At 35.4% G+C, this 14,716-nt stretch carries 17 protein-coding genes, 1 tRNA gene and 1 pseudogene; 3 read left to right on the forward strand and 16 right to left on the reverse strand.

The window, feature by feature from the left end; all coding sequences use genetic code 11:
- Positions 1–43: 43 nt before the first annotated feature.
- Together IGK86_RS11105 and IGK86_RS11110 are read left to right on the forward strand one after the other, a co-directional pair.
- The gene (locus IGK86_RS11105; RefSeq protein WP_016617475.1) at positions 44–2,266 is read left to right on the forward strand and encodes a HelD family protein; all 2,223 of its coding nucleotides are present in this window, start codon (positions 44–46) and stop codon (positions 2,264–2,266) included.
- Positions 2,267–2,386: 120 nt separating this feature from the next.
- Positions 2,387–2,992 carry a hypothetical protein gene (locus tag IGK86_RS11110; RefSeq protein WP_002383359.1) on the forward strand — a complete coding sequence of 202 codons (606 nt, stop codon included), beginning with the start codon at positions 2,387–2,389 and terminating at the stop codon, positions 2,990–2,992.
- 58 nt (positions 2,993–3,050) lie between these two features.
- Here the strand turns inward: IGK86_RS11110 and IGK86_RS11115 are convergent, their stop codons facing one another.
- From IGK86_RS11115 to IGK86_RS11150, 8 genes and pseudogenes are all read right to left on the reverse strand, one after another.
- Positions 3,051–3,326, reverse strand: a complete 276-nt coding sequence (locus IGK86_RS11115) for a hypothetical protein (protein ID WP_002361374.1) — start codon at positions 3,324–3,326, stop codon at positions 3,051–3,053.
- A gap of 98 nt (positions 3,327–3,424) precedes the next feature.
- Complete coding sequence (metG, locus tag IGK86_RS11120; protein ID WP_025193970.1) at positions 3,425–5,434, reverse strand: methionine--tRNA ligase; 2,010 nt, start codon at positions 5,432–5,434, stop codon at positions 3,425–3,427.
- Positions 5,435–5,620: 186 nt separating this feature from the next.
- Complete coding sequence (locus IGK86_RS11125; protein WP_002361373.1) at positions 5,621–7,012, reverse strand: amino acid permease; 1,392 nt, start codon at positions 7,010–7,012, stop codon at positions 5,621–5,623.
- 40 nt (positions 7,013–7,052) lie between these two features.
- Positions 7,053–7,916, reverse strand: coding sequence for a GRP family sugar transporter (locus tag IGK86_RS11130; protein ID WP_002355811.1), 864 nt, complete (start codon positions 7,914–7,916; stop codon positions 7,053–7,055).
- Positions 7,917–8,063: 147 nt separating this feature from the next.
- Entirely contained in the window at positions 8,064–9,089 is a 1,026-nt protein-coding gene (gene sapS / locus IGK86_RS11135; protein WP_085406493.1) for a two-component system sensor histidine kinase SapS, read from the reverse strand.
- A 13-nt stretch (positions 9,090–9,102) separates the two neighbouring features.
- The gene (gene sapR, locus IGK86_RS11140; RefSeq protein WP_002355809.1) at positions 9,103–9,777 is read right to left on the reverse strand and encodes a two-component system response regulator SapR; all 675 of its coding nucleotides are present in this window, start codon (positions 9,775–9,777) and stop codon (positions 9,103–9,105) included.
- Between the two features lie 88 nt (positions 9,778–9,865).
- Positions 9,866–10,090, reverse strand: coding sequence for a hypothetical protein (locus IGK86_RS11145; RefSeq protein ID WP_002355808.1), 225 nt, complete (start codon positions 10,088–10,090; stop codon positions 9,866–9,868).
- A 273-nt stretch (positions 10,091–10,363) separates the two neighbouring features.
- Positions 10,364–10,609: pseudogene (locus tag IGK86_RS11150) on the reverse strand (VOC family protein); the annotation flags it as partial.
- A gap of 193 nt (positions 10,610–10,802) precedes the next feature.
- Here IGK86_RS11150 and IGK86_RS11155 point away from each other — a divergent pair.
- Positions 10,803–11,063: a hypothetical protein gene (locus tag IGK86_RS11155; protein WP_057086635.1), complete on the forward strand. Its 261-nt coding sequence runs from the start codon at positions 10,803–10,805 to the stop codon at positions 11,061–11,063.
- A gap of 9 nt (positions 11,064–11,072) precedes the next feature.
- Here IGK86_RS11155 and IGK86_RS11160 read toward each other — a convergent pair whose 3' ends face one another.
- The 8 genes from IGK86_RS11160 to IGK86_RS11195 form a co-directional block, all read right to left on the reverse strand.
- On the reverse strand, positions 11,073–11,324 hold the full coding sequence (locus IGK86_RS11160; protein ID WP_002403783.1) for a hypothetical protein: 252 nt from the start codon (positions 11,322–11,324) through the stop codon (positions 11,073–11,075).
- A gap of 74 nt (positions 11,325–11,398) precedes the next feature.
- Positions 11,399–11,472 (reverse strand) — tRNA-Met (locus tag IGK86_RS11165).
- 559 nt (positions 11,473–12,031) lie between these two features.
- A complete protein-coding gene (locus IGK86_RS11170) occupies positions 12,032–13,273 on the reverse strand; it encodes a LysM peptidoglycan-binding domain-containing protein (RefSeq protein ID WP_438742461.1) in 1,242 nt (413 codons plus the stop codon).
- The gene (locus IGK86_RS11175) at positions 13,274–13,507 is read right to left on the reverse strand and encodes a phage holin (RefSeq protein ID WP_002384371.1); all 234 of its coding nucleotides are present in this window, start codon (positions 13,505–13,507) and stop codon (positions 13,274–13,276) included.
- Positions 13,500–13,721: a hypothetical protein gene (locus IGK86_RS11180; protein WP_002364191.1), complete on the reverse strand. Its 222-nt coding sequence runs from the start codon at positions 13,719–13,721 to the stop codon at positions 13,500–13,502. The genes IGK86_RS11175 and IGK86_RS11180 overlap by 8 nt, the downstream gene beginning before the upstream one ends.
- Positions 13,722–13,755: 34 nt before the next feature.
- The gene (locus IGK86_RS11185; protein ID WP_002364192.1) at positions 13,756–13,911 is read right to left on the reverse strand and encodes an XkdX family protein; all 156 of its coding nucleotides are present in this window, start codon (positions 13,909–13,911) and stop codon (positions 13,756–13,758) included.
- 1 nt (position 13,912) lies between these two features.
- The gene (locus tag IGK86_RS11190) at positions 13,913–14,233 is read right to left on the reverse strand and encodes a hypothetical protein (RefSeq protein ID WP_185777021.1); all 321 of its coding nucleotides are present in this window, start codon (positions 14,231–14,233) and stop codon (positions 13,913–13,915) included.
- 18 nt (positions 14,234–14,251) lie between these two features.
- Positions 14,252–14,704: a hypothetical protein gene (locus IGK86_RS11195; RefSeq protein WP_002363384.1), complete on the reverse strand. Its 453-nt coding sequence runs from the start codon at positions 14,702–14,704 to the stop codon at positions 14,252–14,254.
- Positions 14,705–14,716 lie beyond the last annotated feature (12 nt).

The following is a 14,716-nucleotide window of genomic DNA, read 5'->3' on the forward strand; positions in this document are numbered from 1 at the left end:
CAGCGCTTGCATTTATGCTAAAAGTAACGTATACTATTCAGTCATGTTATTAAAAGGAGGAATCTCCATGACCGATGAAAAAATTTATGAACAACAGCATTTAACAACGGTTTATCATGAGCTGCAAGCGGCTAAAAAAGTTTACGAAGAGCAATTGGCGAACACAATGAAAGATGGCAAACATATGCTAGAAGAATTTGGTCGCGATTCTAAGCTGAATTTTGATAGTTATGCCGATAATCTAGAAACGTTTGCCATGTTGGAAATGAAGAACCGTGAAATTGATCAATGGAACTTAAAAAATGAAGCAACGGCTAAAAATTTAGACAAAGTGAAACGCCTATTACAAGTTCCTTATTTCGGCAAAATTGGCGTGACTTTTGAAGACAGCCCTGAAGAGCCAGAAAATTTTTATATTGGCGTAAACGATTTTACTTCTTTAGAAGAAGAAACGCGCATTCACGATTGGCGCTCACCGATTGCTTCGTTATTTTATGACAATGTTTTAGGGAAAACAGCCTACATGGCACATCAACAAACCATTCCTGTACAACTTGATTTGAAAAGACAGTTAATTATTGAAAAAGATCAATTAATCAACTATTTTGACACAACCATTGCGATTCAAGATGATGTGTTATTGCATTCTTTAGAAGAAGATGCGTCTCCTTATATGAAGGACATTACGACAACCATTCAACAAGAACAAAATCAAATAATTCGTGACGAAACGCAGCCACTCCTACTAGTCAACGGGATTGCTGGTAGTGGGAAAACGTCTGCGATTATGCAACGGATTGCTTATTTACTTTATCAACATCGAGCAGAAATTACAGCGGATAATATTTTATTACTTTCACCAAATTCAACATTTATTGATTATATTTCTCAAGTTTTACCGAATTTAGGCGAACGAAATCCCTTGAATTTGACTCTTTTACAATTTTTGCGCTTCACTACCAAAGAAGCATGGCCAATGGAAGAAGAAACGGACTATTTCGAACGCATTACTCGCTCTGAGGCAACGGAGCAAGAGCACGTTATTCGTTCAAAAGAATTTGCAACGTTTCTTTTAAGCAATCCTGAAAAAGCAGTTGTGCAGCCACATTTTTTCCGTCCTTTAACTTTTAAAAAGCAGACCTTATTTACTTCAGAAACAATTTTTAAACTTTATCAAGAAACACCAGCTGACTTGAGTATTCGCCAACGAATTTCAGCCACAAAAGAAAAATTAACCAGTCTTTGGACACGGTACTTATTAAAACAAGCCCATTCTAAAAAAATGTTGGATCAATTCCAAGATTTAACAGAAGCTGAACAAATTCGTTATTTTGGCACAGTGATTACCGAAGATAATGAAAAACATCTGGCTGATTTTGCTTTAAAACGTTTGAAGAAAAAATATCGCTCTATCACTGCCGCTATTAAAAATGATGCTTGGCTAGATCAATGGGCCTTTTTTGAAACGTTTTATTCTTTATTCACTGAAAAATCGTATCAAAAAGAGACAGCTGTTTTCACAGCCGATGAAATTGTGGCCCTTATTTTGGTGAAACATGCATTTATTGAAAACCTCGCCAACCAGCAAATGGCTTTTATCCTAGTCGATGAAGTCCAAGATTATACAGAAGCCCAATTATTATTACTGCTGACACTTTTCCCTAAAGCTAGTTTTACTTTAGCTGGTGATGAAAATCAAGCCATTTTTAATACAGCCATTGAATTTTCTGAAGCCCATGATTTATTGGTTAACGAAACTAGCCGTTCTGTTGGAACCTATCAATTATTAAACAGCTATCGTTCAAGTAAAGAAATTACACGACTCTTCCAAACATTAGGCACTCAACCAGAGCAATTAACCATTGTGCCCATCCGGCATGATGGAGAAAAGCCGACATTTATTCCTTGTGACTCTGCGTCTGACTATCTTAAAGCAATCGTCACTTCCATTGCAACTTTTGATCCGAAAGAAAGCACCGCCATTATTACTAAAACTTTTGCAGAAAAAGAACAATTAACAAAAGAACTTAGTGCTTCTCTTTCATTGGAAGAACATCCGTCACTGCAAGTTTTATCAATTGATATGGCAAAAGGTCTAGAATTTGATAATGTAATTCTTCATAACCCAAATGTTAATAGTTATTCCGACAATAAACGAGATAAAAAAATCCTGTATACTGCTATTTCTCGTGGAATGAAACGGGTCGTTTTACCTTATACCGGCACACTTTCTGAATGGTTTACACTTTACTTGGCAGCCCAGTGACTGAGACTTAAGGCGGATTTTATTTTTAGAAAAACCACTTATAATAGACGAGTAGGTACTGCTTTTTAATTAGCAGACCTACTCGTTTGTTGTCTCTTAAGTTGAGAGGAGCGTGATAAGGTGAAACAATCACCTGATTTAGAAAATTTTTTAAAAACCTCTATCCAAAAAAATGTAACTATTGAGCGAAAACAACAAAACCAAACCATTTGGCACTGGCTACTGCTTATTTTATTTGGCTTGCTAACCTTTGGCTCACTGACACAGCAGTTACTCCTAATTGGCTTGTTTACACTTATTGCCGCTATTGTTAAAGGTCCCTTAATGCTCGTCTGGGGAACCATCTATTCGGCGTTAGTGGCTTTGTTTCCACCTTTTGCTTTAGTCCTATCTTTACTTTTTTTTATAATTAATTTAGGCACCGTTATGAAAAGTTGGCGTATTACTTTAACAAGTGCTTACTTTTATCTAATTCCTTTAGGTTTTAGTCTCTTGAAAACGACCGACTGGGTATCAACGCCTTATTTCCTGACAGGCTTGGCTTTGTTAAGTATTTTAGGGCTGCATTTTATATTAGAGTGGCTCTATAAAAATAATAGCTTAGGCCGCTTACTCACGTGGCAAATTATCAGTGTCCCTTTTTCACTCTTACTGATCATTTTACCAAGTCGCCTAACGAAAGGCCGTTTTGGTAAAAAACGAATACCTAAAAAAGTGAAACTCTAAAATAGAAAAGCCTAGGAAAAATCGCAAATGATTTTTTCTAGGCTTTTCTTCGATTGTTTTAATTTAAAAATTCGTTGATTTTTGATTTTAGGACGTCGATAAAACTGGAGAAAGAGAGTTCATTTGTTTGTGAATATGTCCAATGAGCCAATAACAGAAAAACTAAAATAACCAGTATCGCAACCACTAAAAAGGTTCTAATTCTTGCCCTTCTTTTTCTACGTTGAACTGTTAGCCGTGCTTGTTCCCTTACTCTCATAGCTTCTAAATAATACGGACGCCATTTAGGATCATTTTTTCGTTGCTCATAAAATTTAAATTTATGATAAGCCATCAAACTTCCCCCACATCAAATCACTTTTCTTCTAGTATACAAAAAAAGTAGTAAAGATAAAAGGTTACAATTCCCTTTTATCTTTACTACTTATGCTTTTATGCGATTCCTGCACCATTTGGCATTTCTTTTGGTGCTTCAACAATTTGAAGTTTACCTTCTGGTGATTCAGCTGAAAGAATCATTCCTTGGCTAATTTGACCACGCATTTTTCTTGGTTTTAAGTTAGCCACAATGACTATTTTTTTGCCAATTAGCGCAGCTGGATCTGGATAAAATTCAGCAATACCTGAAAGAATTTGACGATGGTTTTCATCTCCAGCATCTAAACGGAATTGCAATAATTTATCTGCTCCTTTGACTTTTTTACAGTCAATAACTTCGGCAACTTTTAATTCCACTTTATCGAAATCATCGTACTTAATTTGTTTTTCTTTCGTTGAAACTAACGTTGTTTCTTCTGGATTCCATTTAATATCCTCTTCTGTAGCACTTTCGCTTTGGGACATTTTCTTTTGAATATACGTTACTTCTGTTTCAATTTCTAAACGTGGGAAAATAGGTGTTCCTTTACTTGTTACTGTTACGTCTGTTGGGAACTCACCAAAATGAATATTTTCCATGTTCATTGTTTCTGGATCTAAGCCTAATTGTTCGAAAATTTTCCCTGGTGTTTCTGTCATGACTGGTTGCAATAAGATTGCCACAATTCGTAAGCTTTCCGCTAAATGAATCATGACACTTTCTAATTCGTTGCGTTTCTCTTCTTCTTTAGCCAATACCCAAGGCGCTGTTTCATCAATATATTTATTGGCACGAGAAACTAGCGTCCAGATTTCTGCAATGGCCGTATTAAATTCCATTTTTTCCATTGCTTCATGATATTTTCCAATAACATTCGCCGCAGTTGTCGATAGTTCACTATCAAATGGGGTAACTTTTGAAGCATAGGCTGGTACTTTGCCATCACAATATTTATTAATCATCGCAATTGTTCGATTCAACAAGTTTCCTAAGTCATTAGCTAAATCATAATTTAAGCGAGAAACGAAATCTTCTGGTGTAAAGACGCCATCACTACCAAATGGAATTGCTCGTAATAAATAGTAACGTAACGCATCTAGACCGTAGCGCTCTACTAACATTTCAGGGTAAACAACATTTCCTTTAGATTTAGACATTTTTCCGTCTTTCATCAATAACCAACCATGTCCAAAGACTTTTTTCGGTAATGGTAAATCCAAGGCCATTAACATAATTGGCCAATAAATCGTATGGAAACGCACGATTTCTTTCCCAACCATTTGCACGTTCGCAGGCCAATATTTTTGGAATAATGAATCATCTTCTGAGCCATAACCTAGTGCTGTAATATAGTTTGATAACGCATCAATCCATACGTAAACCACATGTTTTGGATCATTTTTTAATGGAATTCCCCAAGAGAAAGTCGTTCTTGAAACGGCTAAATCTTCCAATCCTGGTTTGATGAAGTTATTTAGCATCTCATTTTTACGAGATTCTGGTTGAATAAATTCTGGATGTTCTTCGTAATATTGTACCAAGCGATCCGCATATTTACTCATGCGGAAGAAATAGGATTCTTCTTTAACTAATTCGACTTCGTGACCACTTGGTGCTTTCCCACCAATGACATTGCCTTCATCGTCACGATATACTTCAGCTAATTGTGTTTCAGTGAAAAATTCTTCATCAGAAACTGAATACCAACCTTCATATTCTCCAAGGTAGATATCTCCTTGTTCTACTAAACGATCAAAAATTTGTTGCACGGCTGCCATGTGATAATCATCCGTTGTCCGAATAAATTTATCATAGCTGATATCTAATGTTTTCCATAATTTTTGAACATCTGCTGCCATTTTATCAACGTACTCTTTTGGTGTCACATTCAACTCAGCAGCTTTTTTTTCAATTTTTTGGCCATGTTCATCCACACCTGTTAAATAAAATACATCAAAACCCATTAAACGCTTGTAACGGGCCATAGCATCGCAGGCGATTGTTGTATATGAATTCCCAATATGTAACTTCCCACTTGGGTAATAAATTGGGGTGGTAATATAAAATGTTTCTTTCTGTGACATACAGAAAAAACCTCCTTTAGTCATTTTCCTAAACCCTCAGGATTTACTCCTAAACAGTATACCATAATTAGACATTATTAAACTATATTTCTTGTCGGTTTTCTCTTGAAAATGAAGAAAATGCCAGAAAGAAAAGAGAGAAACACCTGTCTATTTGACAAGTATTCTCTCTTTTTTCGTTCATTTTTATTCTTTTGTCTCGAAACGAACGATACTATGGTGTCGTCCATAAAAGAAATAAATAGCCAAACCAATCACTACGGCTACGCCAAATACTTGCCAAGTAGCTAAAGACAATTGGAACATTAGAGCCGCGCAAACCACGATTGAAATTAATGGTAGAACCGGCACAAGCGGCACTTTAAATTCACCTGCTTGCGGTTCTCCTTTCATTGTCCGTAATTTGATAATTCCTAAAGCGAGAAACATCAGATAAAAGAGTGTCACGATATTTGTAAGTTCAGCCAACATCTCCATTGGAACAACACCAGCAAAAACCATTGCTAAAAATCCAGCTACATAGGTTGCATTCTTAGGTGTGTGCCGCTTCTCATCAATTTTGCTCATAAACTGCGGCAGTAATCCATCTTTACTAATCGCATAAATCACACGGGCTAAACTGTACATCATCGCAATCGTCACTGTTAATAAGGTTAAAATAGCGCCAACTGAAATGATTGTCGCAATTGCGCCATGATTAATGAAGCGCATCGCAAAAGCCACCGGATCTTTGACCCCTAAATCCGTAAATGGAACAATTCCAGTTAAAACTAACGTAACAACAATATATAACAATGTTGAAATAATAATGGAACCAATAATCCCTTTTGGAATATCTTTTTTCGGATTCTTCACTTCCTCCGCGGCCATGCTGACCGCATCAAACCCTAGAAAGGCAAAGAAAACTAAAGCAGCACCACTGAAAACGCCTGAAAAACCATAAGGAATAAATGGTTGCCAGTTCGTTGGTTTCACATAAAAGATCCCAACGAGAACAAATAATAAAATAATCCCAAACTTCACGAAAACCATTAAGTTATTTAAACGTAACGCTGTTTTCGCTTCTAAAGATACCCAAAAAGTTACGGCTACAACGACCAACATGGCAATCAAATCAATATATGTACCATTTGTTGGATTATAAGCGCCACTTAACGCTTGCGGTAAAGAAAAACCTAAGCTATCCAAAAAGCCATGGACATAGCCTGACCAACCTGAAGCAACGGATGAAACCGCCAAGAAAAACTCACAAATAATCATCCAACCAGTCATCCAAGCCACAATTTCTCCAAAGACCACATACATGTAGGCATACGGCCCACCAATGACCGGAATACGTGATGCAAATTCTGCATAGCATAAACCAGATAAAATAATCGCGGCTGCTGCTACCAGAAATGATAAGACGAGCCCTGGACCTGCATAGCGTTCCGCTGCGACACCTGTCACAACAAAAATCCCTGTTCCTACTACAGCCCCAATTCCTAGAAAAATTAAGTCCATCGTCTTAAGATTTTTTTTCATCCCACCACTGTCATTGACAGGCACAGTGATTTCTTTTTTTCTGAAAATAGACATGTGTTTACCCCCGTAAAAAAAATAAGCGTAAATAAACTATTTACGCTTTCATATACCCTAAAAGAATACCACCTAGAATAACAAAAATGCAACCAAAAATAACATAAAACATTTCTTTTTTTGATTTTCTTTCCCCTAAAAGGAAGATGCCCCCAAGAGTCGAAATAATAATCCCCATTTGTGATAAAGAGAAGCTAATAGCTAAGCCAATTTCACGCATGGTTAATAACATACAAATATTTCCTAAGCCCCAAAGCAGACCCGTCGTCATATTCATCCAAACAAAACGATCAACTTTGACTTTTTTGAAGGCAAAGAAACTAGCCCCCACCAACATACCAATACTTTGTGGCAAAATAATTCCCCACGGATCTAAACCAGTGGCATTAATAATGATGGTATAGACACCATACCCAACTGTTGAAAAAATCAACGCCCGAATCCCTTTATTAAAATCTAACATACTGTTTGAGGTTTTCGGTTGACTATCATCATCTTGTCGAGCTGTTAAATACACCCCAAAAACTAAAAAGGCTAAAGCGATAAAGCCCACAACAAAGTCTTTTGTTTTTGTCCATTCATGGAAAAAAACAGCCCCTGCAACGGTATTAACAACTAACTGCATCCCAGTTGAAATTGGTAAGCCAACTGAAACGCCCATATATTTCATGCTATGAAATTGTTGATTCTGTCCCAAACTCCAGAATAAACCAGATATAAATCCAACAATTAATGTGGCTGTCGTCAACGTAGGCTGGATGACAAAAAAGACAACAATTGAAAATAGTAATGCGCCGATTGTCATACCTAACGTTTGTTGATTGGCGCTTCCACCAATTTTACCGCTGACTAAACCAATACTGCCCCACGCAATCATGGGCACTAAAGCGATAAGTAAACTCATAATATTCTCCTAACAAATTTATTTCATTTCATTCTAACAATAAAAACGTTTTCTAAACAACTAAGAAGAGTAAGAGAAGTTAGCAAGAAAGTTTTAATAAATAAAAAAAGGCCTATCACCTCTTTAGTTTGCTGATAGACCTACTTTTTATTTCACTTCATTATAATAACTGAGGGAAGGGAAAAACAATGTCATCGTCGTACCTTGCCCTTCTGTCGATTCGACTGTTAAATCATGACCTAACTTTTTCGCTAAGCTATGGGCCAAATACAGGCCAAGACCAGTCGAATGCTGTTCACTTTTCCGCCCATTTTCACCAGTAAATCCTTTATCAAAAATGCGTCGTTGATCTTGCATCGGAATGCCAATCCCAGAATCTTTTAAAGATAAATAAATACCTTGTTTATTTTTGGAAATTATGACCGTAATCGTGCCGCCTTCTGGCGTATACTTGACTGCATTACTTAATAATTGGCGGAAAATAAAAATGACCCATTTTCGGTCGGTTAAAACCGCTTCATCTTCCCCTTCAATTGAGAATTGCAATCTTTTTTGGATAAAATAATTTGCTTGCGTACGAACAACAGATTGCACAATTTCTTTTAAAGAATATTCTTGGAGTAAATAATCTCGAGAAAAGCTGTCCAGTCTAGCATAATATAGGACTTGCTCGACATATTCATCAATTTTCCCTAACTCATTTTCCAATAGATAATATTTTTTCTCTGGAATATCATCTTCGACAGATTGTACCAGTAACGTGATAGCCGCTAGGGGGACTTTGATTTCATGAACCCAAGAGTCAATGTAATCTTTTTGGTCCTGTTGGTTGTTAATTGCTTGCTGCATGGTTTGTTGGTGCTCTTGCAATAAACCGTTAATATACGTTTGGACAAGTAGTTCTTCTTCTTTTTCTGCTGTATTCAAATATTCTTGTAAAGAAGGCGGCTCTTTTTCCGTTGCCAACGAAAGCCACCACTTACGTTTTAAATAATAATCAATTGTTAAAAATAGCGATAAAAAAACACTTTGCAGTAAAAAGATATAGCCAACCACTGTCCAATCTAAGCGGACATTAGGAGCCAACCATAAAATAAAACAAGTTAAGAACAGAAAAAATAACCAACCAATTAGTAATAACCAGCGATCTTTTAAATACTTTAGAATGGTCATTGTCTACTCCTATCTAGGGCACCATATAACCGACGCCCACTTTGGTTTCAATATAGCCAGCAATCCCTGCTTGCTCAATTTTTTTTCGTAAACGATTGATATTTACCGTCAACGTATTGTCATCCACAAAACGTTCATCGTCCCATAAAGCGCGCAATAGTTTTTCACGTGTTAAAATTTTTCCGTGCTTTTTCATTAAAAGATACAGTAATCGGTATTCATTTTTACTTAAATCGATCATTTCGCCTTTGATTTCCATTCGTCCATTGTCCACATTTAAAGTAATGCCATTATGTGAAAGCACTTCACTATCCGTATCGGAATAGTTATAAGAGCGGCGCAACAAAGCATTGATTTTAGCAATTAAAACATCTATCTGGAACGGTTTTGTAACAAAATCATCCGCGCCCATGTTCATCGCCATAATCATATCCATATTGGTACTACGACTCGAAATAAAAATAATTGGTACTTTAGAAACTTCACGAATTTTTTGACACCAATAGTACCCGTCGTACACAGGTAAATTAATATCCATCAAGACTAATTGAGGATTCTCCTCTTGAAAATCATCCAATACATCATTAAAATCGGTTGTTCCAATCGTTTCAAATTGCCATTTTTGTAATTCCTCGCTAATTAATTCTCGAATGGTTGTTTCATCTTCGACAATCATGATTTTAGCCATGCAATCCCACCTCTTTTATTTCTAAATTTTCATCTTTCTTATCCTAACAAACTTCATTCTTTTTGGATATAGGACTTTATGATGATTTTTACACTATTTCAAAAATAGGCGCTAATAATTCCCATTCTGATAACATGATGAATTTGCCAACGAAAGCAAAAATACCATCTAATAATAACACAGACATATTAATTCCTAATACAATAGAAGCTTTTTCGACAATTGGCATGGACTTTTTATTTTTCAAAATAAGATATAAAACAAAGTTCGTTCCATAAGTAAAAACTGTTAACAACACAATTAACTCAATCATTTTACCACTTCCTATTTTGGACTTTTCATTTTTCCTTCAATAATTTACTACTCTTAATTATAGCATAATCTTATAAAAAAATCGGCAGAGTCCTAACCATTAAGTAAACAACATAATAGAAGTGGCTTCTTTGGAACTCGCAAGAATCGAGCCTTTTTTAAGAGTTGAAGGTCTTGATCCTTAAAAGACAAGTCCTTCAACTCTAGTATGTTCCATGTATTGGAATTGATACCAACGTAACGAAGTGTAGTCGATCAGACAACCTCAGTTTTTCTAATGATTATATTTGTCATACACTTCTTTTAACTGGTTTAAATCTATTTTTTTCATTTGGTACAATTTTTTGGTCACTTCATTTGCTCTAGCTGGATTTGAGTCAGATAAATAACGTTTCAGTTCAGGATTGCCTGTTTGCCAACTGACCCCAAATTGATCTTCCATCCAGCCACACGGCCATTCTTTCCCTTTAGCAGTCACTTGTTGCCATAGCCGATCTATTTCCTCCTGATTTTCACAATCTTTTTACTTCGTGAAACTGAATAAATTTGTATGTAAAAACCTTATTAAACAGGCTTTTCCATTATTTTATTACTATCTTCAAAACCTCTGAATACCACTAATTTGGTAGTCAAATGGTAGTCAATTTCATACCTAGACGAATAAAAATAATCTTAATATAATATAGTTAACTACTAGCAAGGAGTTGATTTCTATGAAACCAAATTATGTAGGAACAATTCATAAAATCAAGGTATTAACCACTTATCCAGAAATGTTAGTCCGATTTTCTTTGCAAACTCAAAAAGAGACTATCAATTGCATTATTTCAAAAAAAGAATTGGCGGATGAATTACTCATGTTACCTGATGGCACAGAGCTTGCTGTTTATGGTAGGTATAATCAAAAAAGGCAACTAGTTGTGGTGAAAATGTGTGTGCGGAAAATACAAAAACTATTCCTTAAAAAGGAATAGTTTTTATTTTTACATATATTGTTCTACATGTTCAATTTCTTTTTGTAATTCTTTTTCATCGTACTTATCATACTTACCAGCTTCATGTGCAATCTTTTTAATTTCATGCATAGCTCTTTTCTCAACAAGCCATTTTTTCATACTATGTTTTTTTGCATCTTCATTTAGAGAATCTAACTCTTCTAAATTTGAATCCAGCTTGTTCAAAACATCTGCAATTTTCACTAATGCTTTTGCTTCTTTTTCTTCATAGTTTGACATAATAGATAACACTCCTTAAGCATTTGATACTTTAAGTGTACTCCTCTATTATTTTATTTGCAAATAAAAATATATGGACCATACAGGACTCGAACCTGTGACCGAACGATTATGACCCGTTTGCTCTAACCAGCTGAGCTAATGGTCCAAGTAAGAACCACCTTATTGGGGATAAAATAGTTCTTACTGGTTATAGCTTGATATATAATAATTTTACTTTACTGATTTTCAATTTTCAACAAAAAACGACCACCTTATTGAGAAAAGGCGGTCTGCGTGAAAAAATAAGAGTTTATATGTATAAATATTTTACAATATCTTTTTTTTGAGTTCAATATTTTTTATGTAAAAAGATGCCGCCTCATTGGGGAGAGACGGCAAGAGGTTAAAATGAAAAATAAAAATTGTTTGGTGAATATATTTTACCACTTTCTTTTCTATATTTCAATAAAAATAAGACTCTCTATATAAAATAGAGAGCTACGTGGAAATTAAGAACCCAGGTGACCTTTATCAAAAAGGTCTACTACTATTCTATACCAATGTTCACTATACTTCAATACAAAAACACTCCTATCTTTAGGACTTGGAAAAAGATAGGTGCACCCTTCTTTTACTCTCATAAAAGAAGGTCAAATATGGAAATATCAAAAGGTAATTATATTTTAAATCAGATATTTTTTATTTTCAACCGATTTTGCAAAAAATCAATAGCTCAATGTTTGACCAGGATAAATCAAGTTAGGATTTGCTAATCCGTTTAATGCAGCTAAGGCTTGATAATTAGTGCCGAGTTTGGCTGCAATACTAGATAAATTATCGCCGTATTTAACCGTGTAGACATTACTTGTTGCCGATCCATTGACTTTCAAAACTTGACCAGGGTAAATTAGATTTGGTTTAGCCAATCCATTTAATGCCGCCAACGTTTGATAATCTGTTCCGTATTGGTAAGCAATACTTGATAATGTTTCGCCGTATTGTACTACGTGTGTTGCTTCTGGTTGCTTATCAGGAACAGTTACCGCATCTGGCAATAATTCAATATCGCCTTTGCTGATCCATGACAAGATACCTTCAAGCAATACTCTGCTCTCAGTTACTTCTTGTACTTTATAGCTGTTTCCTTTTACCCATTGCGGAATAGCTTCGCCAGTTGCCCAAGCATCAACACTAAATTTCACTTTAACAGTGTCGCCCACTTTAACATCGGAACTTGGCGTATTTTCTACTTCTTTACCTTCCTCAATAGCTGGTGTGTTTGTTGCTGGTTGGTTATTCTTTGTATAACCATTATCAGTAATACCTGTTAAATCAACGTTACCATCTAGCCCTCCTGCAACGTAGGTTGACGTGAACTGAAAAATACCGATATTTTCAAATGAAGGAAAATAATTGTAATTTGGATAAGGTGTCACTTCATAATCTGGATATTCTGCCATCCATAATTGATACTTCTTTGCAATTCGTGATAAATCATAAGATGAAGTAAGATACCCTTTGTATCCGTAAAGCATCGGTGTATATCCAGCCTCTTTGATATAGTCTAACGCCCATAGCGTTACATCCGTCGATTGAACGCCGTCTTCCGCATCTAAGGCGACAATTGATCCCTTTGGTGTTTGAACTTTAGGTAAAAAGTAATCTAATACTTGCTTTGCATTTTCGTAGGTAAGGACGTTTTGCCACCATACATACGTATGCGCTCGTTTACCTTGAGCAATCGTACTAGCTACTTGACTAGAATAAGTAACTTGATCATAAATCCCATAGTTGTTTTGCCCACCAATTTGTGAAATTGAGAATTTATCATGTGCATAACCAAATGTTGCTTGATACCCATTCCAAATAGACAAATCAACGCCTTGGTCTCCTTTTGCAGCAAATGTGCTAATTGGTGATACAAAAAATAAGACTACCAGTAACGTTGCCAATAGTTTCTTTTTCATTTATTTATCTCCTTTCCTATCTGATAATCCAGGTGTTGTGGGATCTGTCACAATACCTAGAATAGTTAGCACAACAAATAATGCATTAACAACATCTAACAGTTGCTTATTAATCATTTCAATTTGAAATTTATATCCAAAAGGAACTGCTACTACTTGAATTAATAATAGAACTGCTGGAATAATCGAAAGCCAAAATTGTTTGTTCTTTATTCTTGATTTCCAATTAATCATTTTTATTTCCTCCAATCCCTCTAAAGAGGGTTTTATTTTGCTCTTCCAATCGGCTAATGCGTATTTCATGGTTATTTAAACGTTCAACAGCTTCCTTTAGTTCTTTCATGCTATCTTCTAATTGAGAAAAGACATGATAAAATTTCATTAATGCGAAAATAATTCCCCCTAAGAATGTAATCACTGCTAACCATTGTTCTACTGTTAAGTTCATCCTGCACCTACTTTCTACTTACAAGAAAAACCGCTTAGCTTTCGCTAAACGGTTCTCCACAAATTTTTGTATATTCTTCTTTTGTTAAGCAATTCATATTCACGTAATCTACTAAATCTTGTTTTGTATAACAATTCCAATCATACAACTGTTTAATATTATCGAAACCTGGAAAAGCATTCGTTTTCATCTTATTCCGCTCCTTTCGTAAGTTCAGCGACTTGTTTCATCAATTCGCCAGTCATTCTTTGTGTTTGTTGAATAACTTGATTCTGCTGAGAAACTTGCTTCATTAATTCCGCATTTTGCTTTTGTAAAAGTTCCAATTCCGTTGGTGGTGCTGGCTCTGGGTGTGGTGCATTTTCTGGATCATGAATCAATTGTGCGCCATCATAACGCCAATTCATAAAATCAAACGGTTCTTTTTTCACTTCAAGCTCAACATTATCTGGTTGTTCCATTGTAGAATAACCTTCTAAATAGCCAATTCTATTTTCAATCCAAATTTTCATAGCTAACTTTCTCCTTTCTTAAATTGCATACACCCGTGTCAATACAAAAGTTTTTGAAGCAGTATTATTATTTTTATGGCCTAAAATTTGCGTATTGCTTATATAAATATATTTGTTGTATTTTGCTCCATTCAATGTTTCTAAATGATGAACAACCGCACGACCTCCAAATTCCACTATATGCGTTTTTGGAACAAATACATAGTTCAAATCCCAATTGTCTCCTAGGCTTGTACTTGTGTTATATGGTTGATATAAAAATAACCAGCCAGAAAGACATTGATCCAATGGTAAACTCGGATTAATTGATTGATTTTCCCCCATATACCATGCTCCTGACCAAACTTTTTTACCTACATTTAAAATATTTGTTTCAGATAACTTATTTAGTAACTTTTCAAGACTATCAAAATTTTCTTCAATAGCTTCTGCTCCGTTCTCCATCCCTCGATAAATTCTGGTTAATTCCATATTCTCAACATC

Source organism: Enterococcus sp. DIV1206 (assembly GCF_051712485.1).
GTDB lineage: Bacteria > Bacillota > Bacilli > Lactobacillales > Enterococcaceae > Enterococcus > Enterococcus faecalis.

What these genes read in the sequence shown, in the direction of transcription:
- IGK86_RS11105 (WP_016617475.1), top strand. Translation starts at nt 44, where the DNA reads ATGTTATTAAAAGGAGGAATCTCCATGACCGATGAAAAAATTTATGAA.
- IGK86_RS11115 (WP_002361374.1), bottom strand. Translation starts at nt 3,326, where the DNA reads ATGGCTTATCATAAATTTAAATTTTATGAGCAACGAAAAAATGATCCT.
- metG (WP_025193970.1), bottom strand. Translation starts at nt 5,434, where the DNA reads ATGTCACAGAAAGAAACATTTTATATTACCACCCCAATTTATTACCCA.
- IGK86_RS11125 (WP_002361373.1), bottom strand. Translation starts at nt 7,012, where the DNA reads ATGTCTATTTTCAGAAAAAAAGAAATCACTGTGCCTGTCAATGACAGT.
- IGK86_RS11130 (WP_002355811.1), bottom strand. Translation starts at nt 7,916, where the DNA reads ATGAGTTTACTTATCGCTTTAGTGCCCATGATTGCGTGGGGCAGTATT.
- sapS (WP_085406493.1), bottom strand. Translation starts at nt 9,089, where the DNA reads ATGACCATTCTAAAGTATTTAAAAGATCGCTGGTTATTACTAATTGGT.
- sapR (WP_002355809.1), bottom strand. Translation starts at nt 9,777, where the DNA reads ATGGCTAAAATCATGATTGTCGAAGATGAAACAACCATTCGAGAATTA.
- IGK86_RS11145 (WP_002355808.1), bottom strand. Translation starts at nt 10,090, where the DNA reads ATGATTGAGTTAATTGTGTTGTTAACAGTTTTTACTTATGGAACGAAC.
- IGK86_RS11155 (WP_057086635.1), top strand. Translation starts at nt 10,803, where the DNA reads ATGAAACCAAATTATGTAGGAACAATTCATAAAATCAAGGTATTAACC.
- IGK86_RS11160 (WP_002403783.1), bottom strand. Translation starts at nt 11,324, where the DNA reads ATGTCAAACTATGAAGAAAAAGAAGCAAAAGCATTAGTGAAAATTGCA.
- IGK86_RS11170 (WP_438742461.1), bottom strand. Translation starts at nt 13,273, where the DNA reads ATGAAAAAGAAACTATTGGCAACGTTACTGGTAGTCTTATTTTTTGTA.
- IGK86_RS11175 (WP_002384371.1), bottom strand. Translation starts at nt 13,507, where the DNA reads ATGATTAATTGGAAATCAAGAATAAAGAACAAACAATTTTGGCTTTCG.
- IGK86_RS11180 (WP_002364191.1), bottom strand. Translation starts at nt 13,721, where the DNA reads ATGAACTTAACAGTAGAACAATGGTTAGCAGTGATTACATTCTTAGGG.
- IGK86_RS11185 (WP_002364192.1), bottom strand. Translation starts at nt 13,911, where the DNA reads ATGAAAACGAATGCTTTTCCAGGTTTCGATAATATTAAACAGTTGTAT.
- IGK86_RS11190 (WP_185777021.1), bottom strand. Translation starts at nt 14,233, where the DNA reads ATGAAAATTTGGATTGAAAATAGAATTGGCTATTTAGAAGGTTATTCT.
- IGK86_RS11195 (WP_002363384.1), bottom strand. Translation starts at nt 14,704, where the DNA reads ATGGAATTAACCAGAATTTATCGAGGGATGGAGAACGGAGCAGAAGCT.